Source organism: Shewanella nanhaiensis, assembly GCF_019457885.1.
Taxonomy (GTDB): Bacteria; Pseudomonadota; Gammaproteobacteria; order Enterobacterales; family Shewanellaceae; genus Shewanella; species Shewanella nanhaiensis.
In genome coordinates this window covers 185,058-206,658 of record NZ_JAHZST010000009.1, presented here as the reverse complement: position 1 = coordinate 206,658, position 21,601 = coordinate 185,058, and the positions used below count along the sequence as shown (strand labels likewise).

23 protein-coding genes are annotated in these 21,601 nt (G+C 44.1%); 7 read left to right on the top strand and 16 right to left on the bottom strand.

Annotation, left to right across the window (positions count from 1 at the left end; translation table 11 throughout):
• Positions 1-177: 177 nt before the first annotated feature.
• The 3 genes from K0625_RS14015 to bepA all read right to left on the bottom strand — a co-directional run bounded on the left by K0625_RS14015 (position 178) and on the right by bepA (position 2,572).
• Entirely contained in the window at positions 178-549 is a 372-nt protein-coding gene (locus K0625_RS14015; RefSeq protein ID WP_220110257.1) for a DUF2069 domain-containing protein, read from the bottom strand.
• 13 nt (positions 550-562) lie between these two features.
• Positions 563-913: an arsenate reductase (glutaredoxin) gene (gene arsC, locus K0625_RS14010; protein WP_012324795.1), complete on the bottom strand. Its 351-nt coding sequence runs from the start codon at positions 911-913 to the stop codon at positions 563-565.
• Between the two features lie 198 nt (positions 914-1,111).
• The gene (bepA, locus tag K0625_RS14005; protein ID WP_220110256.1) at positions 1,112-2,572 is read right to left on the bottom strand and encodes a beta-barrel assembly-enhancing protease; all 1,461 of its coding nucleotides are present in this window, start codon (positions 2,570-2,572) and stop codon (positions 1,112-1,114) included.
• 240 nt (positions 2,573-2,812) lie between these two features.
• On the opposite strand from bepA, the gene K0625_RS14000 reads away from it, so the two are divergent.
• Together K0625_RS14000 and K0625_RS13995 are read left to right on the top strand one after the other, a co-directional pair.
• Positions 2,813-3,034, top strand: coding sequence for a sulfurtransferase TusA family protein (locus K0625_RS14000; RefSeq protein WP_012324797.1), 222 nt, complete (start codon positions 2,813-2,815; stop codon positions 3,032-3,034).
• 56 nt (positions 3,035-3,090) lie between these two features.
• A complete protein-coding gene (locus K0625_RS13995; RefSeq protein ID WP_220110255.1) occupies positions 3,091-4,191 on the top strand; it encodes an AI-2E family transporter in 1,101 nt (366 codons plus the stop codon).
• A 76-nt stretch (positions 4,192-4,267) separates the two neighbouring features.
• Here the strand turns inward: K0625_RS13995 and K0625_RS13990 are convergent, their stop codons facing one another.
• Positions 4,268-5,161, bottom strand: coding sequence for a LysR family transcriptional regulator ArgP (locus K0625_RS13990; RefSeq protein WP_220110254.1), 894 nt, complete (start codon positions 5,159-5,161; stop codon positions 4,268-4,270).
• A 138-nt stretch (positions 5,162-5,299) separates the two neighbouring features.
• Between K0625_RS13990 and K0625_RS13985 the strand changes: the two genes are divergently transcribed.
• Positions 5,300-5,911 (top strand): LysE/ArgO family amino acid transporter, encoded by a 612-nt coding sequence (locus tag K0625_RS13985; RefSeq protein WP_012324800.1) that lies wholly within the window; start codon positions 5,300-5,302, stop codon positions 5,909-5,911.
• A gap of 70 nt (positions 5,912-5,981) precedes the next feature.
• Here K0625_RS13985 and bcp read toward each other — a convergent pair whose 3' ends face one another.
• Together bcp and K0625_RS13975 are read right to left on the bottom strand one after the other, a co-directional pair.
• Positions 5,982-6,455, bottom strand: coding sequence for a thioredoxin-dependent thiol peroxidase (bcp, locus tag K0625_RS13980; protein WP_220110253.1), 474 nt, complete (start codon positions 6,453-6,455; stop codon positions 5,982-5,984).
• 23 nt (positions 6,456-6,478) lie between these two features.
• Positions 6,479-7,018: a glycine cleavage system transcriptional repressor gene (locus tag K0625_RS13975; protein ID WP_012324802.1), complete on the bottom strand. Its 540-nt coding sequence runs from the start codon at positions 7,016-7,018 to the stop codon at positions 6,479-6,481.
• Positions 7,019-7,360: 342 nt separating this feature from the next.
• Here K0625_RS13975 and dapA point away from each other — a divergent pair, with 342 nt between their 5' ends.
• The 4 genes from dapA (at position 7,361) to K0625_RS13955 (ending at position 13,734) form a co-directional block, all read left to right on the top strand.
• Entirely contained in the window at positions 7,361-8,245 is an 885-nt protein-coding gene (gene dapA / locus K0625_RS13970) for a 4-hydroxy-tetrahydrodipicolinate synthase (RefSeq protein WP_220110252.1), read from the top strand.
• Positions 8,246-8,248: 3 nt separating this feature from the next.
• Positions 8,249-9,364, top strand: coding sequence for an NlpB/DapX family lipoprotein (gene bamC / locus K0625_RS13965; protein WP_220110251.1), 1,116 nt, complete (start codon positions 8,249-8,251; stop codon positions 9,362-9,364).
• A 195-nt stretch (positions 9,365-9,559) separates the two neighbouring features.
• A complete protein-coding gene (locus K0625_RS13960) occupies positions 9,560-10,645 on the top strand; it encodes an efflux RND transporter periplasmic adaptor subunit (RefSeq protein ID WP_220110250.1) in 1,086 nt (361 codons plus the stop codon).
• Positions 10,642-13,734, top strand: coding sequence for an efflux RND transporter permease subunit (locus tag K0625_RS13955; protein ID WP_220110249.1), 3,093 nt, complete (start codon positions 10,642-10,644; stop codon positions 13,732-13,734). The genes K0625_RS13960 and K0625_RS13955 overlap by 4 nt, the downstream gene beginning before the upstream one ends.
• A 107-nt stretch (positions 13,735-13,841) precedes the next feature.
• Here the strand turns inward: K0625_RS13955 and K0625_RS13950 are convergent, their stop codons facing one another.
• The 10 genes from K0625_RS13950 to K0625_RS13905 all read right to left on the bottom strand — a co-directional run bounded on the left by K0625_RS13950 (position 13,842) and on the right by K0625_RS13905 (position 21,576).
• Positions 13,842-13,997, bottom strand: a complete 156-nt coding sequence (locus tag K0625_RS13950) for a hypothetical protein (protein ID WP_220110248.1) — start codon at positions 13,995-13,997, stop codon at positions 13,842-13,844.
• A 72-nt stretch (positions 13,998-14,069) separates the two neighbouring features.
• Positions 14,070-14,330, bottom strand: coding sequence for a DUF2897 family protein (locus K0625_RS13945; RefSeq protein ID WP_220110247.1), 261 nt, complete (start codon positions 14,328-14,330; stop codon positions 14,070-14,072).
• Positions 14,331-14,386: 56 nt separating this feature from the next.
• Entirely contained in the window at positions 14,387-15,124 is a 738-nt protein-coding gene (kdsB, locus tag K0625_RS13940; RefSeq protein ID WP_012324808.1) for an 8-amino-3,8-dideoxy-manno-octulosonate cytidylyltransferase KdsB, read from the bottom strand.
• An 80-nt stretch (positions 15,125-15,204) separates the two neighbouring features.
• Positions 15,205-16,275: a 3-deoxy-alpha-D-manno-octulosonate 8-oxidase KdnB gene (gene kdnB, locus K0625_RS13935; RefSeq protein ID WP_012324809.1), complete on the bottom strand. Its 1,071-nt coding sequence runs from the start codon at positions 16,273-16,275 to the stop codon at positions 15,205-15,207.
• 84 nt (positions 16,276-16,359) lie between these two features.
• Positions 16,360-17,544, bottom strand: coding sequence for an 8-amino-3,8-dideoxy-alpha-D-manno-octulosonate transaminase KdnA (gene kdnA, locus K0625_RS13930; RefSeq protein WP_220110246.1), 1,185 nt, complete (start codon positions 17,542-17,544; stop codon positions 16,360-16,362).
• Between the two features lie 241 nt (positions 17,545-17,785).
• Positions 17,786-18,397, bottom strand: a complete 612-nt coding sequence (can, locus tag K0625_RS13925) for a carbonate dehydratase (protein ID WP_012324811.1) — start codon at positions 18,395-18,397, stop codon at positions 17,786-17,788.
• A gap of 161 nt (positions 18,398-18,558) precedes the next feature.
• The gene (locus tag K0625_RS13920; RefSeq protein ID WP_220110269.1) at positions 18,559-19,389 is read right to left on the bottom strand and encodes an alpha/beta fold hydrolase; all 831 of its coding nucleotides are present in this window, start codon (positions 19,387-19,389) and stop codon (positions 18,559-18,561) included.
• A 29-nt stretch (positions 19,390-19,418) separates the two neighbouring features.
• A complete protein-coding gene (locus K0625_RS13915) occupies positions 19,419-20,111 on the bottom strand; it encodes a M15 family metallopeptidase (protein ID WP_220110245.1) in 693 nt (230 codons plus the stop codon).
• Complete coding sequence (dapE, locus tag K0625_RS13910; protein WP_220110244.1) at positions 20,105-21,235, bottom strand: succinyl-diaminopimelate desuccinylase; 1,131 nt, start codon at positions 21,233-21,235, stop codon at positions 20,105-20,107. The genes K0625_RS13915 and dapE overlap by 7 nt, the downstream gene beginning before the upstream one ends.
• Complete coding sequence (locus tag K0625_RS13905) at positions 21,232-21,576, bottom strand: ArsC family reductase (RefSeq protein WP_220110243.1); 345 nt, start codon at positions 21,574-21,576, stop codon at positions 21,232-21,234. Before K0625_RS13905 ends, dapE begins: the two co-directional genes overlap by 4 nt.
• Positions 21,577-21,601: the final 25 nt, after the last annotated feature.

Sequence of the window (21,601 nt, the reverse complement as noted above, 5' to 3'; positions counted from 1 at the left end):
TCATGTTTTTTATCCTCTATGACTTCGCTAAAAGTTAGAGTTCAATTAACATGAGTAGATATTCAGGCAAAGCCTAATTGATGATAACCACCTACTGAAGTAGGTGGTTTAGGGCTGAAAATAAAAAGCGCCCAAGGGCGCTTTAAGTTTATCGCTTTAAACTCACGGTATAGCGCATTACTTTTTATTCTTCTTTAATCCTAAGCCTAATTCGCGGCCACGGAGTCTAGCGTAAAATGGAAACCCAATCAGTAAAGCGCCTAAAAGAAGTACTTCAACTAAAGCGAAAACAAAATACTCTTCAGTGACATAGAGCAAAGTTAGCCCATGAAGCATATAGAGGCAGATGATAAAACTACCCCATGCATAGGTATAGGGCTTTCCTTGAATAACGCCTTTAAGAGGAAGCAGGATAGGGATGACCCAAAGAAGAGCAAATGGGAGTGAATATTCCCCAGTCACACCTTTATTGACAAACCAGCCAGCTAAAAGAAGCACGAGCAGCAAGTAACCAGCCCGGCATAGCTTAAATAGCATATCAGTGCTCATGAAAGACCTTTACTTATAAGATAGAGAGTACATTTTCAGGAGGACGACCAATGGCTGCTTTGTTGTTAGCCAGTACAATAGGGCGCTCAAGTAACTTAGGTGTTTTGACGATTGCACGAATAAGCTGCTCTTCTGTGAGGTTTAACTCACCTAAACCTTGCTCTTTATACTCAGTCTCTTTGGTGCGCATGATCTCTCTAGCTGTTAGGTTCAACTTCTCGAGTAGCCCCTCTATTTCACTCTTAACTAATGGGCTTTTCAGGTATTCAACAACTTGAATGTCACACTTGTTCTCCTCAAGTAGCGCAAGGGTTTGACGGCTTTTTGAGCAGCGAGGATTGTGAATGATAGTAACTTGAGTCATCGTAATTAAGTCTTGTCTTTGAAATTTGACGATATCATACGTGAAAAGGTGAGCGAAGTCACAAGGATAGAGTGTAATTAATTAGCAAAAATATAGAATTATAAACTGTAAGCTATTCATTTCTATTGCTTAGATGAATAGTTTTCATCCCCTACTACACCTTAACTCTATCGCTGTAATGAAGTAGGGGATGCGCTGCTACTTTAGCTCATCTAATGCTTTTTCAGATTGCTTGAACTGTCTTATTCTTGCCTCGATACGGGCAAGTTGCAGCGGGTTGTCTTCAGTAAGGCGGTAAGCAAAGTTGAGTTGGTCAACCGCACCTTTGTAATCAGCGCCCAGAGCCATAGATTCTGCTTTCACAAAATGCTCCATCGCTTGGTTGCCTGTCTTTTTATATGCATCGCTGAGTAGGAAGAAGGGGAGCTGATTCTGTTTATCTAGAAATATCTGATCTTCTAATAATGGGATCGCTTTTTCTGCTTGATTGGACTCAATATAGGCATTGGCCAAGTTGATATTGATCACTTGAGATGTCGGCTTAAGGCGTTTTTGTGTCTCAAGCAGAGCGATTGCTTCGGAGTTTGCCTCCCTTTGCAGTAACAGATCTGTCTTAGTATCTAGATAGAAGAGGTTGTTTTTGTCCTCTTTTAGCAAATTATCGATAATGGTTTCTGACTCTTTAAAGCGTTCAGTCTTAAACAGAGCAAGTGCTTTACCGTACAGTGCGGCGTTTTTAAATGCATATGTCTTCTTCGCTAACTGAGTTTCAAAGAGTGACAGCGCCGCTTCATCACTGTAGCTAGAAAAGCGAACTTGTATTCTGGCTTTAGCAAGCTGGAAGTCGATATTATCGGGGACATATCGGTGAGGATATTGTGCGGCTCTGTTTCTTGCATCTGTGATTCGTGACTCGGGTAAAGGGTGAGTCAGCAACATCTGCGGCGGCTTTGAGGTAAAGCGGTAACGGGTGGCTAACTTTGCAAAAAAATCTGATGCGCCATTTGGGTCGAATCCAGCGTCAACCAAAATTTGCATGCCGATGCGGTCGGCTTCTTTTTCATGAAGACGGGTATAATTAATTTTTGCTTGAGTCGACAGCGCTTGTGTCGTTGCTAAGGCTGCCATTCCCGCTTGAGGCGCGGCGATGGTTAAGAGTATTGCCCCTAACATGCCGACCATGGTGGCGGTTGAACTCTTGTTTTGTGCTTCTAAAGAGCGAGCTAAATGGCGCTGAGTGACGTGAGTTATTTCGTGGCCGAGTACCGATGCAATCTGGCTTTCATTGTCGGCATTGAGAAATAAACCAGTATGGACACCAACGTGGCCACCGAAAAATGCAAAAGCATTGATCTCATCATTTCTTAGCAGGAAAAAGTAAAAAGGGGTTTTGACGCCAGTAGCATGGGCCACCAGTTTATTGCCCAACTCCGTAAGATATTGGCTCAGCACAGGATCATTTAACATGGGAGCCGATGAGCGGATCACCCGCATATAGGCATCACCAAAGACAGTCTCCTTCTCTAAGCTGAAGGTATTAACTGCTGCGGTGCCCAGATCTGGTAGATCGTTATTGGCAAAGCTGAGTGGGGCTGTAGCACAGAATATGAGTGACAATGCACCAGCTAAAAGCGATTTTGTCGATGTAAATTTACTCAAATTGATCCTTAATAAAGTACGTCACCATCAATAGACAATCTTATTCGCTTTTGGTTCGACGGCTAGGCTTTCGCTGTAGGTTATTGATTGTATACCCTAGTTCGAGATGCTAAAAGCCAAATTACAAAAAGATACTTTCACTTCATACCATTTTTTTAGACATCAAAATGGTGACAACATTGCGTGTGACCTTCTTGTCACTTAGGATAATAGTCAACGTTTGTTTATAGCAAGACTATTATGGATTTTATTGATTTAACGCCGTTTCGTTGCCCTTTGGCACTCGTGAAGGTCAAACTTGCGTTAAAAGCGTTACAAGAGGGTGAAGAGCTCTGTATCTCACTATCAGACACTGGTTCCAGACAAGATGTTCCCCGATTCTTAAAAAAAGTCGGCTATGACTTTTCAGAGCTTACAAATGATGAAGATATTTTAACACTTAAAATTCGACGCTTAGGTTAGTATTAATTCGATTTCATCAGACATTAAAAGAGAAAAAATAACTTCAGGAATAACGAATGTTAGCTTTATTGACAAATTGGTACAAAGAAAGATTTAGCGATCCGCAAGCTGTCACACTGGTTTTTATTTTATTGGGAATAGCACTGGCTATCTACTTCGCTGGTGGTTTATTAGCCCCGTTAATTGTTGCGCTTATATTGGCATTTTTATTGGAGTGGCCTGTTGCGCAGATGCTTAAGATTGGCATCAATCGAACCACTGCTGCCTCACTGGTTTTAGTGGTGTTTATAGGAGTGATGCTATTGATAACTCTTGGTTTGGTACCAAGTATTTGGAAGCAAGGGGTTGCGCTAATTACCGATCTACCCACCATGTTAGATAAGGGCCTGTTGACGGCTCAAACTTATGTTAATCAGTACCCACAATTTGTCAGTCCAGAACAGTTAGACAGCATGGTTGCTGAGTTAAAGAAGATGTTGGATACCCAACATCTACTCGATATCGGTAAACAGATATTAGGCTATTCCGCCTCACTGTTAGTCTTAATGGTGTATGCGATCCTTGTACCATTACTGGTTTTCTTCTTTTTGAAAGATAAAGATCAACTGATCAAGGGGAGTAAGCGTTTTATCCCCACTAACCGTGAGCTTGCACGTAAAGTATGGTTCGAGATGGATCAGCAGATCTTTAACTACATACGAGGCAAGGTAATTGAGATTGTGATCATTGGGGTTGTAAGCTATCTCTTTTTTGCAATCATGGATATGCGTTATGCAGCATTATTAGGCGTGCTAACTGGTTTCTCAGTTTTGATCCCTTATGTGGGAGCGACATTGGTGACCTTGCCCATCGCTTTAGTTGCTTTTTTTCAGTGGGGGATCAGTCCTGAATTTGGTTATCTAATGTTAGGTTACGGTATTATCCAAGCGCTCGATGGTAATCTTTTAGTGCCGCTACTGTTCTCTGATGCAGTAGATCTCCATCCTGTATTTATTATTGCTGCAGTGCTTATTTTTGGTGGATTATGGGGAGTGTGGGGGGTTTTCTTCGCCATCCCTTTAGCATCGCTAGTGAAAGCGGTGATCAATGCATGGCCGACACCAAACTCATTGAGTGATGAGGCGTCAGTTGATGAGCAGTCAGCAGAGAAAAGTTAGTCATTAACTGTTTTTAATCACTAATACCAATTGATATAGAATGGGGCGAAAGCCCCATTTTGCTATCTGTTTATCATTAACTATGACACAGTGATTGTTTGGCGGTTACGGCCAATGAACGATAGACGATGGTCGTTTGTTTGGCTTTAATATTCCAATGTTGCCAGTAGAGCGGCACACGTTTACGTTTGTCGGGGGTGATCTCGATTAATATGCCTTTCTCTATTAATGGCTCAGCTTGTAGATGACCCACTAAGCCATAGCCCATCCCCTGAATGATAGCCTCAAGAAAGCTCTCTGATGAGGGGATCTTATGTTCCCGCCAACTCCCTGTTTTCATCTTAAAATATTTTTTAAGGTATTTCTCATGGAGCTTGTCTTTGGTCGAGAAGACCACGGCTGGTGCCCTTTCTAGGGAGGTTGGAGTGACATTAATCGGAAAATATTGCTGGATAAATTCTGGAGTTGCGACGCATATGTACTCCATCTCTCCCAGATATTCGCTGCTGCATCCCGCAAGGGGCTCTTTGGTTGTGGTGACGCAGCCAACGGCTTCGCCATTTTTCAATAGGTTGTGAGTATAGGACTCATCATCGACAATCAGCTCTAAGAGCCATTGGTGACGTTTAAAAATCTCTGATAAGGCGGGAAGAAACCAGGTCGCTAAACTGTCTGCGTTAACGGCAATTTTGACTATGGTGGGGAGCTTAGGATCATCGGCATCCATCTCCACACTCAGTTCACTCTCAAGCAGTTGGACTTGAGAGTAATGTCGTAATAAGCGTTTTCCTGTCGGTGTAGCTTCTACGGGAGTACTGCGGATCACTAAGGCCTGACCGACACGCTCCTCTAATTGTTTAATTCTTTGTGATACAGCAGGTTGTGATATACACAGTATCTTAGATGCTCGCTCAAATCCCCCCTCGGAGATCACCACGGCAAGCGCGTGCAGATGCGCGTAATCGAGCATAAAACCATTCCTAATAAATAGATTGTCCAACTATAAGTATTACTTATACAGCATAAAAAACATTAGTTATATTTATTTTTTTGCGGAGGGTAAACTTAGTGTCAATTCATATTATTGTCGATGTAAAGGTTAAAGAAGATGCAAGCATTTATTCAAGGTGTGGGAATAGGGGGAAGCTTAATCATGGCTGTTGGCGCACAAAATGCGTTTGTGTTGAAGCAGGGGTTAAAACGCTCTCATTCACTGCCAATTGCTGGTTTATGCTCTTTAATCGACGCCTTGATGATCACGGCAGGTGTTGCTGGGTTAGGTCATTTGATTTTGGCTTTCCCACTTATTAAAGATATAGCCAGTATCGGTGGAGCCATATTTTTGTTGGTGTATGGAGCTAAAGCGCTGCAATCATCCTTTATCCCCCACAGCTTAGGTGATGAAACAAGCAAGGGGACTGACACATTGAAGGCGGCGGTATTAACCACCTTAGGGATCAGTCTACTCAACCCGCACCTCTATCTGGATACTGTGGTACTTCTGGGCAGTATCAGCGCACAGTTTGAGGGCAGCGATCGTCCTATGTTTGGTGCTGGGGCAGTACTGGCATCTTTCGTATGGTTCTTTAGCTTAAGTTTTGGAGCGAGGTATTTAAGCCCACTGTTTCAAAAGCCTAAAGCTTGGTGTTATCTGGACAGGTTTATCTGCGCGACCATGTGGACTATCGCTGGAGTGTTAATTTGGCCTTACCTGTTTTAGAGATAGAGTTTTGGAGATAAATATGCCCGCGATTGCGGGCATATTTTTTGGTTATAAACTGAGGTTTCTTTTATGAGTTCTCTTTGAGGTGGTTTAATACAACCTCATGATGATCTTTAGTCTTAAATTTATTAAATACATGGGCGACTTTACCATCTTGGCCGATGAGGAAGCTTAATCTGTGGATCCCATCGTAAATTTTACCCATAAATTTCTTCTCTCCCCAAACGCCAAATGCATCGGCGATGGCGTGATCTTCATCGCTGAGTAGGGAGAAGTTGAGTGATTGCTTATCTGAGAAGCGGGCGAGTTTGGCCACGGGATCTGGGCTAATGCCTAATACAGTAACCTTAAGCTCTGAGAGATCTTCACGGCTGTCTCTTAAGCCACAGGCTTGAACTGTACACCCTGGTGTAGAAGCTTTAGGGTAAAAATAGACCAGTACAGGTCCTTGAGCTAGGCAAGCTTCCAACGAGATTGATTCATCTTGCTGGTTTTTCAGTGTGAACATAGGGGCGAGTTCACCTGAGGTTAATGTTTTCATTTTCAGATCCTATCTAATTATTTTTATGCTGTTGTTAACTCACGCATACGCTCGATGGTGCAATCTAATGACATCTCTTGAGCGAGTTCATTTATGCTGATCTCCAATTTTTCTAACTCAACCTTTTCAGGCACATTGATGGTTAAAAACACCGCTTGAGTTGGATTGCCATTTTCATCCTCTTCGGCATGAGATCTTACTGCGGCAAGATCCAGTGAGCGTTCGGCAAGAAACTGAGTTATCTTTCTCATCGTGCCGCGTTGATCTTTACCGTTAAAGGTCACCTCAAGACGAGAGACATAATGTTGAGCCGTGTGCTTAGAGGTGCGTTTCATTACTGTCATTAGCTCAAGTTCAACACTCAAACCGGGCAGGGTAGACTCCATCTTAGTGATGGAGGCCCAAGAGCCTGAAAGCATCATGATTAAAGTGAACTCATTGCCAAATAAAGCCATTCGACTGTCGACAATATCGCAGTCACATTCACTTGCAAGTCTTGCAAATTTACTGACAATTCCTGGGCGGTCAGCTCCCATAGCAGTAACAACAAGATGGTTGGACATGAACTCTCCTTTTTAATCTAAACAATAAATCAAAACGTAAAAACACCCTGTACGTTTTTTCAGTGGCGTAATGCTACCACAAGTTACTTAATATGCGATCTTTGTCTTGTACCTATGTTATTGCAAAATGTTAGTTTCAATGTTGAGGCTGTTTAGCTTGTTACTGACGATATAAATCGCCTAAATAATGACGACTTGCCGATATTTGCTTGCTACAAATCTTATATCTGTAAGCGTGATAAATGAATAGTATTCATCAAGAAGAAGCCGAAACACTGAAATGCTTGTTTTTACTGCTTAGCATCAGTACCATAGCGAGTCCTGAATTCTGGGGAAAGTCACATGATAAACGGAAGCATCGTAGCCTTAATCACACCAATGAATAGTGATGGCTCAGTAGATTATAAAAGTCTTGAACAGTTAGTTGAATACCACGTTACTGAAGGTACAGATGCCATCGTAGCTGTAGGCACCACAGGTGAGTCTGCAACTCTGCCAATTCCAGAGCATATCGAAGTTGTGTCACAAACGGTTAAGTTCGCTGCGGGTCGATTACCTGTGATTGGTGGTAATGGCGGAAACGCTACCGCTGAAGCGATAGAGTTAACCAAAGCGCAATCTAAACTTGGTGTCGCAGCCATGTTAGGCGTTACCCCCTATTACAACAAACCGAGCCCTAAAGGGATCATCGCCCACTATAAAGCAGTGGCTGCGAGTACTGATGTCCCGCAAATTCTTTATAATGTTCCCGGACGTACCGCAGTGGATATGTTACCGGAAACCATTGCTGAACTCGTTGATGTACCAAATATTATAGGTGTCAAAGAGGCGACGGGTGACTTAAGCCGCGTGAAACGTTTGCGTGAGCTATGTGGTAATGATTTTCTGCTTTATAGTGGTGATGATGCCACGGCCAGAGAGTTTTTAACACTGGGTGGTGATGGTGTTATCTCAGTTGCCAATAATATCGTACCTAAGCAGTTTAAGGCGATGTGTGATGCAGCATCTTCTGGTAACTTAGAAGCCGCACTGGCTGCAGAAGACACCATTAAGGGACTATTTTCTGCACTATTTTGTGAAGCGAATCCGATCCCTGTTAAATGGGCCGCTCACCGTATGGGCTTGATAACTCACGGGGATATTCGTCTACCTTTAACGGAACTTTCTGATGAGTTCCATGGTCTGTTATTAGATGCAATGAAAAATGCCCGAATAGAGGTTAATTAATAGATGTTAAAGCAAGTGACTCCTTTAGTCTTGATCGCTGCAGTTACGGCTTGTAGCTCACCAGTGGATCGAAGACAAGCCAATGATGGCGACGAATACATTAATGCTGTTGTTGAACCTGCACTCATTATTCCTGATGGATTAAACACCCCCGTGTACAGTAAAGAGTATGAGATCCCCTCTATTGGCAACAAAAGTGATGTGAAATTAGTCGGTAAGATGTTGGATATTCGTCCTCCATTGCAAGTTTTACCTATGGCTGAAGGAACACATGTTGAAGAGGGCAGTGACAATATTAAGATTGTTGTCGAGTCTATTGATAATGATATTGATCTTAAAAAAGAGCTGTATGACGTTTTACAGTCTTATTTAGCGAGCCGCTCTATTGCTGTGCTAAGTGAAGATTACGATAATGGCCTGATAGAAACCGATTGGCTAGAAAGCAAAGAGGTGATCGATTCTAACCTGTGGGGGAGTGATGAAGTTTACTTGCTCCGTCAACGTTATCAATTTCATGTCGATGTTCGTCCCCATGGCCGCAGTGGTAATATCTCCATCGATCTAATTGATCATGAAGAGAGCTTTGATGGTGAGCAGCAAGATATTGTGCTAAGTGGCGAAGATAAGCGTCGCTACACGATAGATATGCTCAATAATGCGGTTGCTTATATGAGTGTTAAACGTGCTCAATCTATTAAAGCTAAGCGCATTAAAGAGAGTTTAGGTATTGATGTCGCTATAGTTAAAGGCTCTGAGCCAGATGTTGAAGTTGAAGAGTTTGCTCAATCATACTGGCTAGCTGATGCGCCGTTTAAACGAACGTGGGAACGTCTTCGTATTGTTTTACCTGAACTAGGCTTCGAAATTATTGATATGGATCGTGGTAAAGGCCTTTACTACGTCAATGTCAATGATGACTCTGGTTTCTGGAGCTCTCTGTGGAATGAGAAAGAGCTGCCTATTGATGAGGGATCTTATCGCTTAATTCTCAAAGAGAGTGGTGAGAATACTGAACTTTATCTGCACAGTGCAGATGATCAACCTTTAGATAATGCGGTTGTTGAAGCCGTGTATGAAGGTTTAGCAGAGTTGATGAAAGAGGACCGTAAGGTTCGATAATCTGTCATGAGTTCGATAATTAAAGGAGGCTTAGTGCCTCCTTTTTTTGTGCCTGAGATTTACCCTTAAATGTTAATTTTATGTGTAATTTGTAAGTAAGCGTAAAAGCCCTTGAAGCAATGTTTTTGCTAGGTAAACTGTATGACATAAAATATACGCCATTGATCTATAAACGATGTAATCGACGGAAAATTAATGAAAAAAATAATAATAACGTTAATCCTAATCTCCCTTGCCTTTCTGGCTTATCAAAAGCTATATCCAGCCAATGAAACCTTAGTGAAAAAGCCAAGACCCATCGCCAATGTGGTGGTTGCCAAGGCCGCAATTGAACCGATAAGGGATGAGGTTGAAGCGCTGGGTACCAGTAGAGCAAATGAATCAGTGACAGTGACGCCTAAGGTGACTGAGGTGGCGACTGAGATCTTTTTTGATGATGGTGATGTGGTTAAAAAGGGGCAACAGTTAGTCCAGCTTCAGGATAGAGAGCAGCTTGCACGTGTCACTGCTGCGAAAGTGCGTGTGAATGAACATATGCGCGAGCTAGATAGGATACGTTCTCTTGTGACCAACCAAACCATCGCTGAGTTAGAGCGAGACAGATTACAGACCTTAATTGATACCGCAAAAGCTGAGTTGGCTCAGGCAAGTTCAGCCCTAAATGACAGACGTATAGATGCACCTTTTGAGGGGCGCTTAGGTCTGCGCCAGATAAGTGTTGGTAGCTTACTTTCTCCAGGAACTGTGATCACAACATTGGATGATATCTCAGTGATTAAGCTAGATTTCTCTGTTCCTGAGCGTTTTTTACCTTCACTTGCAATCGGTAAAAATGTTGAAGCCACAGCCATGGCGTTTCCCGATGAACTGTTTAGCGGGAAAGTTATCTCTATCGATAGCCGTGTTAACCCAACCACACGAGCTGTGATTGTACGTGCAGAGCTTCCTAATCCTAAGCACAGACTACTGCCAGGTATGTTGATGAAGGTTAAATTGATTAAAGAGAGCAGAGATGCGCTCATTTTACCTGAGTCAGCCATTATTCCTATACAGGACAGACACTATGTTTATCTAGTCGATGGGGAAGACAAGGTTGTAAAGAGAGAGGTTCACCTTGGGCTACGTAAACGAGGCTGGGTGGAAATTCTTGATGGGATCGACTTAGGCGAACAGGTGGTGATCCGCGGGATATTGAAAGTAAGACCTGGCGATAAAGTGAAAGTCCAATTTAGCGAAAAATTTAGCTTTTTAGAAAATGCTAAGGCTGGGCCAACTGTATGATATTAACTGATCTATCGGTAAAGCGACCCGTATTTGCTTCGGTTATCAGCATACTGTTAATACTTTTTGGTCTGGTGGCATTTGAGAAACTGCCCTTGAGAGAGTACCCCAATATTGATCCGCCTGTGGTGTCGATTCAAACCAACTACCGAGGTGCGAGTGCTTCTGTGGTAGAAAGTCGGATCACTCAGCTGGTGGAGGATAGAATAAGTGGTGTAGAGGGGATCCGCCATATTAACTCCTCTAGCAGAGATGGCCGCTCTACAGTGACCTTAGAGTTTGACGTTGGCAGAGATATCGAAGCGGCGGCAAACGATGTGAGAGATAGGGTTTCTGGTTTGCTCAATAACTTACCTGAGGAGGCTGAGCCCCCAGAGGTACAAAAAGCCAATGGCGGCGATGAAGTGATCATGTGGCTAAATCTGGTATCCGATCAGATGACGACGTTGCAGTTGACCGATTACGCCAGACGATACCTGACCGATCGTCTGTCAGTGATCGACGGTGTGGCCAACATTCGTATCGGTGGCGGTAAGGTTTATGCCATGCGTGTCTGGATTGATAGACAAGCTTTGGCCGCTAGAAATTTAACCGTCGCAGATATTGAGAAGGTGCTGAGATCTGAAAATGTTGAGCTTCCAGCAGGCTCTGTCGAGTCCAAAGAGCGACACTTTACCGTGCGGGTTGAGCGTAGTTTTCGAAATCCTGATGATTTTGCCAACCTTGTACTCTCACAGGGGGAGGATGGTTACCTAATAAAGTTGGGTGATGTTGCTAAGGTGAGTGTTGGCGCTGAGGAGGAGAGGATCACCTTTAGAGGCAACCGTGAAGCCATGATAGGCTTAGGGATCACTAAGCAATCGACCGCCAATACCTTAGAGGTGGCAAGGGCTGCTAATGCTTTAGTCGATGTGATTAATCCTACCTTGCCTGCAGGTATGGAGATTAAACGCTCTTACGATAGCTCAGTGTTTATTGAAGCCTCGGTGAAGGAGGTGTACCAAACCCTGTTTATTGCGATGACTTTAGTGATCATCGTTATCTACCTTTTTCTCGGTAGTGTTCGTGCCATGTTGATCCCAGCCATCACAGTGCCTGTATCCTTGATGGCCACCTTTATTATTCTCTACCTCTTAGGTTATACGATTAACTTGCTGACCTTGTTAGCCATGATTTTAGCTATTGGTATGGTGGTGGATGATGCGATTGTGGTGCTGGAAAACATTCACAGGCGGATCGAGGAGGGAGACTCTCCACTAAAGGCGGCTTACCTCGGGGCCCGTGAAGTTGCCTTTGCCGTGGTGGCAACCACCTTAGTGTTAGTCGCTGTATTTATGCCGATTACTTTCCTTGAGGGAGATTTAGGAAAACTGTTTAAGGAGTTTGCGGTGGCCATGAGTGCTGCGGTGATCTTCTCGAGCATCGTAGCACTGACTCTGAGTCCAATGATGTGTTCAAAGCTTCTCAAACCAGCGGGAGAGGATCCTTGGTTGGTGAGGCAAGTCGATGCTGGAATGAACTTTGTGACCCAGCATTACAAGCGCATACTCACTAAAGCCATGGCTCATCCATACCTTATCGGCTCACTGGTGGTTGTTGCTTTGGCTTGCAGTGCGCTGCTAGTTAAAGAGGTACCGCAAGAGTTTGCACCAAAAGAGGATAGGGGCTCTATGTTCCTCATCGTCAATGGTCCACAGGGGGCTAGCTTTGAGTATATCGAGTCCTATATGGATGAGATTGAAACCCGCTTAATGCCTTTGGTGGAAGCGGGTGAGATCAAACGGCTATTAATTCGCGCACCAAGAGGGTTTGGTAGTGTGGCTAACTTCTCTAACGGTATGGCAATTATTGTACTGGAAGATTGGTCTGTGCGACGAAGTGCTAATGAGATCACCGGAGATATTCGCAGAAGATTAGGGGATCTTGCGGGGGTGAGAGCGTTTCCTGTCATGAGGCAGGCATTTGGTCGCGGCGTGGGTAAACCGGTACAGTTTGTACTTGGCGGGCCTAGCTATGAAGAGCTGGCCAAATGGCGTGATATTATTTTAGAAAAGGCAAAAGAAAACCCAAACCTAGTCGGACTCGATCATGATTATAAAGAGACGAAGCCGCAACTTAGAGTCATTATTGATAAAGACAGGGCGGCGGATCTTGGGGTGTCAATCTCGCATATCGGCCGAACGTTAGAGTCGATGTTGGGTTCAAGATTGGTGACCACGTTTATGCGTGATGGTGAAGAGTATGATGTGATTATTGAAGGAAACAGAGATAACCAAAATACAGCATCAGATCTGGAAAATATCTATGTTCGCTCCGATAGGAGTCAGGCGCTTATCCCGTTGACAAACTTAGTACATGTTGAGGAGTTTGCCGATGCGAGCCAGCTTAACCGGTACAACCGAATGCGTGCTATCACGTTAGAGGCGAATTTAGCTGATGGGTATAGTTTAGGGGAGGCACTGACTTACCTTAATGAGCTGACACAAACCTACCTTCCTGCTGAAGCGGTGATCAGCTATAAAGGACAATCTTTGGATTATCAGGAGTCGGGTAGTTCGATGTATTTTGTGTTTATACTCGCACTGGGCATCGTCTTCTTGGTGCTTGCTGCGCAGTTTGAAAGCTACGTGCATCCTATCGTTATCATGCTAACCGTGCCCTTGGCGACCTTAGGAGCGTTAGTTGGCCTCTGGTTGACGGGTCAAAGTCTGAATATCTACAGTCAGATAGGGATCATCATGCTGGTGGGCTTAGCGGCCAAAAATGGCATATTGATCGTGGAGTTTGCCAACCAGCTCAGAGATAAAGGGATTGAATTTGAACGTGCAATTATTCAAGCTTCATCTCAGCGCTTAAGACCGATTCTGATGACAGGGATCACAACCGCGGCTGGCGCAGTACCTTTGGTACTCGCTCAAGGCGCAGGTGCTGAGACGCGGTTTGTGATAGGGGTTGTTGTGCTATCAGGTATTGTGTTGGCGACCCTGTTTACCATCTTTATTATCCCAGTGGCTTACTCTATGTTTGCTAAGCATTCCGGTTCACCTGATGCAGTTGCACAGGCATTGGAGAGAGAGCTTAAGCAGTAGGAAGATGCTGAAATAAATAGCCCAAAAGAGATTCTTTTGGGCTATTTTATGACGAGAAATTATTGGTTATACCAATCGCTATAAAGATGTGATCGCTCAGCGAGAGTTTAGCGCTTCTGAGGCAAGGCAACGAGTGAGGAACATAGTTGTTCTACGTTTAAGCTCGTTAACGCCGCACCGGATGCGCTAAAACTCGCCTGTAAGGAGTATTTTTGGCTGCCTACTTCTGCGTTGAGCTCACAAGGGAATAACCATTCCGTCACTCATTCGCCTTGAATTAGCTTGCCAAAAAAACTCTGAGTAGATCACTTTCTTATACCGATTGGTATTACAGCCTACCAGAATCCATCTGAGTCCTTGTCATCATCCTTTTTTGAAGCTGTGTTTGACTGTTTTTTCTCTGGGTCTGTTTGCTTGTCTTGCTGGCTATCACTCGATTGTTTACCCTGAGCATCATCATGACTATTCGCACTTTTTTTATGGTCTTTACCAAACTGCGTCATCTTAAATTTTGCACTGTATTTGAGGACAGCAAGATTACTTGCGATTACCCCAACAACCAAAATAATGATGAGCCAAGTTTCTAAGTCTGTCATAGGCAGTCCTTAATTTTCAATAATCTCACCATACTTTAGGCCAACGTTCTTAAAGGTTAATCAACGGCTAAACGGGCTTCACAGATGCGGATATCTTCTGGTGTATCTACCTCCGGAGAGTCAAAAGCGCTGATAGCTACTTTTATCTTATGGCCATGCTCAAGGGCTCTGAGTTGCTCAAGCTTCTCTAGATCTTCTAGTCGGCCTAAAGGCAGTTTGGCAAAGGTAGAGATAAAGCTGCGCGTATAAGCATAGATACCTAAATGTTTATACACTGGGTAATCGTTAGTGTCACGGCCAAATGGAATGCGTGCACGTGAGAAATAGAGGGCATTAAAGTTATTATCAAACACCATCTTAACGTGTTTAGGATCGTCAAGTTCTGCTTTTTCTGTTATCTCAACCCCAAGGGTTGCCATGCTGAACTCACCAGGGTGACGCTCGAACAGTGTGATCACTTGTTCAATTGAGATTGGGTCGATCAATGGCTGATCACCCTGCAGGTTGACGATTAGATCGTCATCTTTCAAGCCTAATTGTGTGATGGCATCTTCAATTCTGTCGGTACCAGAAGCGGCTTGTGGATCTGTCATCACCACCTTTCCACCAAAGGCTTCAACAGCTTCTTTGATGCGATCATCATCGGTTGCAACATAAATTGCAGTTAAGCCCTTAGCCAAAGAAGCACGCTCATAGACGTGTTGTATCATTGGCTTACCGTTAATCGGCGCCAAAGGCTTGCCAGGAAAACGGCTTGAGCCATAGCGAGCTGGGATTAACAGAGTTACGTTCATTGGTTTATACCTATGCTTTACTAATCTAAAGTATTGATTAATAGATAAGGGCTCAAAGGAGCCCTTATCAAATTGTGTGACTAGATACGACGGAATAGCTTAGTTAGCATCTCGTCAGTCACTTTCTCTTCCCAACCTTCGCCGTAGACGTTATCCCAAAGTGGTCCCATGCTCTTAGTCACGGCAACCATCTTAGCGATAGTCTCATCTGGAAGATCTTTACAGATATTCTTCGGCAGTTTGATGTTGTGCTTATCCATCATTTGACGGAATTCGGCAACCCCTTCAGGGTAGAACTCTTCCAGTACGTCGAAAGCTAAACAGTTACCGATCCCGTGGTGGTAACCTAACACATAGCCTAAACCGTAAGAGACGGCGTGACATGCACCAACTTGGCTATAAGCGATACTCATCCCACCCATGTAAGATGCCATCATCAGCTTATCATCTTTCTCTGCGTGATCATCGATGAAGACTTCACGGCAAAGGTCCATCGACTTCTCTGCAAAGGCCTTGGCAAACTCATTTAAGTAGGTACCTTCGAGTGACTCAACGCAGTGGATATAACAATCCATACCTGTGTAGAACCACTGATCAGTTGGTACGCCAGCAATGAGCTCAGAATCCATGATGATCTGATCAAAAACAGTGTAATCAGAGTTAAGACCTAATTTACGCACTGGGCCACAAAGTACAGCTGTACGAGATGCTTCAGCACCAGTACCTGATACTGTTGGAATACCGATGTGATGAATGGCTGGGTTCTTAATCAGATCCCAACCTTGATACATAGCACTGCCACCTGGATTGGTTAGCATCAGCGATACAGCTTTAGCCAAGTCCAGTGTTGAACCGCCACCTAGACCAATAACACTGACGGGTTGCTTGCTATTAAATGCTTGTACTTGCTCTGTTAATGCATCAACTTGCTTAGTCGTTGGCTCATCATCGACGTTAACGTAAATCAGTAGATCATGGGCTTTGGCAGGCACACGCTCAGCAAGAGGTTTGCTTTGATGTACATCATCGACAAGAAATACCACAAAATCGTCGTCAGACTGACGCTCTTCTGCTAATACAGCATCAAGTTGAGCAAACGAACCGCGACCAAAGATCATTTTTGGAACGCATTTAAAATTTTTAAAACTCATTACAACACTCTCCGTTGAGATTTTTACTGTAAGAAGTGATGTCGCACGTTAAGAGTTTAAGGTGCGACATAAGTATCAGGTATATTAAGCGAAAGCACGCTTGATATTTTCAATACGCTGTGCGATCTCATCTTCTGTCCATGACAGCTTGATTAGCATAGAGATAGTACGGCTCATGATGGCATCAGATTTAGGCACTGAAACTTGAGTATAATCAGGACGATCTTCAATTAATGTGATCGGTAGGGCAGAGCATGACTTAAGTTCTTGAATATGCTTCCAGTTACTTAGGTAGTGCCAGTTGTTCACGTACCAGTAGAAGCAGCCATCTACGCCATTTTCTGCTAACTTTTTGTTGATCTCTATAGTGCGCTCTTCCGTTGGCATCATAAAGGTTAAGAAACCCGCTGAGTCGCCTTCAACATCCGGTAGTTCGCGGAAAGAGATATCGGCGATATCTGCAATGGCTGACTTGATGGTGTTCTTGTTTCTGCGTTGAATATCGATAATGGTATCGAGTTTACGTAGCTGAGCAAGGCCCATAGCCGAGTTCATTTCAGAGATACGGAAGTTTAAGCCCATGATAGGGTGGCCTTCTGCACCACGATCCTTGCCCACATGGTCGTGACCGTGGTCTGAGAACATGTGTGAATTTTTGTAGATGGTTTCGCTGTTGGTGATCACCGCGCCACCTTCACCACAGGTAATGGTTTTCACAGAATCAAATGAATAGCAGCCGACATCACCGATTGTGCCTAAGGCTTGACCTTTGTAAGTACCACCAATAGCCTGACAAGCATCTTCAAGTAGCACCAGATCATGTTTTTCACAGATGGCTTTAATCTCATCTAACTTGCCCATAGAACCACACATATGAACTAAGTTAACCGCTTTAGTGCGTGGTGTGATGGCAGCTTCAATACCCTCAGGAGACAAACATAGAGTTTCATCAATCTCGGCAAAAATAGGGACTGCGCCAGCCATAAATACGGCTTCAACAGATGCAACAAAGGTAAATGGCGGGACAATAACTTCATCACCAGCGCCAATGCCAGCAGCCGCAAGTGCCGTTTGAAGAGCCGCAGTACCGCTAGATAGCAGGTGAGCATGTTTTACGCCCATCTTTTCACAAAGTAGCTGCTCCATCTCACGTGTCTTCCAACGGTCATTGCGCATATGATCGAAGTTATAACGGAAAGTAAAACCGTTCTCCATTACATCTGCAACTTCTTGCTTCTCTTCAGGACCAAATAATTCAAAACCGGGCATGGAAATTTCCTTAGAATTCGCTGCGCTTAAAATGCGCTGAAATAGATCATAACTGAGGGATTATAACTGGGTTAGAAGGCAAACTGCGATGTTTATTAAGCAATATTTCGCTAAAAAAGAGAAAAAAAGCTGTATATAGGAGGATAGATATACATTAAAGCGATGGGGGAGGTGATTTTTGTTATGTGTAAGCCGTGCGCCTCAGTGTTATCTTTTGAGGCGCCCAGTGAAACTTGCCTTGTTACTTTTCTTTAAACTGTTCATTGTCGACAGTGACATCAAGATCCGATAATAATCCATTATCGATACCGTAGATCCAGCCATGTACCGAGACATTCTGGCCCCTAGCCCAAGCATCTTGAACGATATTGGTGCTACTGACATTACCAACTTGCTCAATCACGTTGAGTTCACAAAGTCTGTCGAACTTCTCTTCCCCTTCAAGTTTATCAAGCTCATCACTGTGTAGGCGGTGGATATCTCTTATATGACCTAACCAGTTGTCGATTAAGCCGAGACGCTCAGTGCCCATAGACGCTTTAACGCCACCGCAGCCATAGTGGCCCACTACCATGATATGTTTAACTTTAAGAACTTCTACGGCATATTGAAGCACAGATAAGCAGTTAAGATCTGTGTGGATGACCATGTTGGCAATATTACGGTGGACAAAAACTTCACCGGGCATCAGATCAATGATCTGATTTGAAGGCACACGGCTATCGGAGCAACCGATCCAGAGATACTCAGGGTTTTGTTGGGTGGCCAACTGCTCAAAAAAATGTGGTTTTTCCTGTACGATACGTTCAGCCCAACGGCGATTATTATCAAAGAGCGGTTTTAGTATTTTCATGGTTCTCAACAATATTTAGGGAATGTATCTCGTTCTTATGAACATGCATTCTAACAGCTAGCGTTTATTAATCTGGTCTATTCAGTCTTAATGACTATCTAATAGGTTCTTCTTTGCCGTTGCTTGATATAGTAACTAATAATATTCACTAATGATCAAGTCTAATTGTGCTGACTTAGGAAAGTACAGAGGTGTTGATTAACAAACTCTGCTTGTTCCAGAGTGGAGATATGGCCTGCTTGAGGGATATGTATAAACTCACTGCCCTTGATGGCATCATGCATCAAGTATCCTTCAAGTACGGGGCGAACGGTATCCTCGACACCTGTCATGATTAGGCAGGGGGCATTTAAAGATTCGATCTCCTCTAGCGTGTCTCGTCTGCCAAAGATGATTTTGCCTAAACGGCAGATGGTATCAATCTGCTCAGGTTTTATCTGTCTTAAGGACTCTTTAAAACCGTTAAAGAGCTCAGGGGTATTAACCTGCGCGTTACGAGCGAAAAACAGTGGTGCGATCTGCTCGACTAACACTTCGGGGACCGCTTGTGCTTCTTTAATGGCATCGAGCATAGTGTAATATTTGGCCCGTGCTACCTCTGGCTCAAAGCCGACGAAACACCCGAGCATTGCGAGTGACTTTACTCGCTCAGGTGCTTTTAGTGCAAGTTCCGCCCCCCACATGCCCCCAACGGATAAACCAAGGATAGAGAACTCTTGAATGTCGAGTTGATCCATCAGGTTTAACATATGGTCGGCGATATGTTGCAGTGAGCGACAGTTCTCAGGTAGAGAGTCTGAATCGCCGTGTCCCCAAAGATCAGGAACGATACAGCGATATTGTTGACTTAACGCTTCAATCTGAGGAGCCCACATCTGGGCATCCCAAAGGTAGCTGTGGCCAAGAAGTAGCACAGGGCCTGTACCAATATCAATATAACTTAAGGTTTTGTCGTCGATCGTTAATCTGTTTTTATAGGAGGTAAACTTCATATTGCCTACTGTCATCAATCTTATCTAAATTAAATATGGTTTGTTGCCGAAGGAGTTGGTGCCACTCTTTTTACATATTCATTAATAATATGGGGGAGTTTAGGGATTATGGCATCCTTTAGCTCAATATCGACATCGTTTAAAATGGCATTGATTCTATTGATATCAAAACCTTTGAGTAGCTCATTGGCTACGGGAAAGTAGCTTAAATGCCAAGGCTCTGGACTGACCCCGCTAAGGCCCGCTTGAAATGGAAAATAGAAGCCAAATTCATGACTGTGCTTTACCAGCCAATGGTGTAGAGGCGCACAAGGGCCTTTGTCTTCATACTCGCAGGAGACAAGCCGTAACTCACTGCTGGTGATAGCATTAGCGTCATAGAGATCAACATCTGTGCCCCAATGGTGTCTCGATGTGCCTGGTAGGGCAGACCATAGGAGTATCAAGTCTACTATCTCTTGTTGGCTTTTATTCGCAATCGAGACGGACTGAGAGTCAATATCGAGTAGCGTACGTTTCCCTTGGGCTTTTGCGTTCCAGATCTGCAGCTGCTTATTAAAATGTCTATGGCCCGAACAGACAGCAATATCGATGTCTTGGTGTTTTGCAGCTTCAGTCATGCTTGCCAAGGCTTGAGCCGTCTTTGACTCGAGTCTATGACCTTGATAGTCCACAAGGTGTTCACTATCAAGGCCGTAGAGGGCATCGGGAGAGATTAACAAAGTAGCTTTTCCAGGATCACTTCATAGCATTGGGTTAGCAGTTCAAGATCTGAAACCTTAACGCATTCGTTGACCTTATGTATGGTTGCGTTGACTGGACCTAGCTCAATCACATGGGCACCCGTTGGGGCAATAAAGCGTCCATCGGATGTGCCACCTGAGGTCTGTGGATCTGTATCAGAGCCTGTGACCTGTTTGATCGCTTCACGTGTTGCATCCAGTAGTGGGCCGTCGCCAGTTAAAAATGGCAGGCCGTTAAAGATCCAACTGATATCGTAATCTAATCCGTGGGCATCTAAGATATTAAGCACTCGCTGGATTAAGATCTCTGCGGTTACCTCTGTGGAGTAACGAAAATTAAACATCACCTCAAGGGCGCCGGGGATCACGTTCGATGCACCAGTACCGCCATTAATATTGGCAATTTGAAAACTGGTGGGTGGGAAAAACTCATTGCCATTATCCCATTTCATCCGTGCCAGTTCATCCAAAGCGGGCGCCGCTTTGTGGATTGGATTATCCGCAAGGTGAGGGTAGGCAACATGCCCTTGAATACCATTGATGGTTAGATTTCCAGTTAAGCTGCCTCGTCGACCATTCTTAACGATATCCCCCAACTTATGGGTCGAAGATGGCTCACCGACAAGAGACCAAGTTATCTTCTCATTGCGCGCTTCTAAGGTATCGATAACACGGGTAGTACCGTTAATGAATGGACCCTCTTCATCACTGGTGATGAGAAAAGCGATAGAGCCTTTATGATCGGGATGTTTCTCTACAAAACGCTCAGTTGCGACCACCATGGCGGCGAGTGAACCTTTCATGTCAGCAGCGCCGCGACCATGAAGGTAGCCATCGATGACCACAGGGTCAAAAGGGGGCGTGTGCCAACGATGAAGATCTCCGACCGGAACGACATCTGTGTGTCCAGCAAAACAAAAAAGTGGTCCCTCTTTGCCTCGGCGCGCCCACATATTGGTGGTATCTTCAAACACCATAGATTCTATCTCAAAGCCTTGGGCTGCTAATCTTTCAGCCATAAGCGTTTGGCACCCTTCATCGAGGGGGGTGACAGAGGGGCGAGAGATAAGATCCTGAGCTAAGGTTAAGACATCTTGGCTCATAGGTTGAACCACGCTTTATACTCAGCCTCTTTAAAGCCAACAAGGGCCTTACCATCAGTGGCTAAAACGGGTCTTTTAATCAGTGTTGGGTGCGTTAACATCAGCTCAATGGCTTTAGCTTGGTCAATGTCTGACTTCTCTTCGTCGCTAAGGTTTCTAAAGCTTGTGCTGCGTTTGTTAAATAGCGGTTCCCAACCTAAGGTTTCTACCCAAGATTCGAGTTGCTCCTTGGTGAGTCCATCGACACGAAAATCATGAAAAGGGATATTCAGACCATTAGCTTCTGTCCATTTTCGCGCCTTTTTGACTGTGTCACAATTTTTTATTCCGAAAAGAGTCAAGATGGTTTCTCCGTTGATGTTGTTA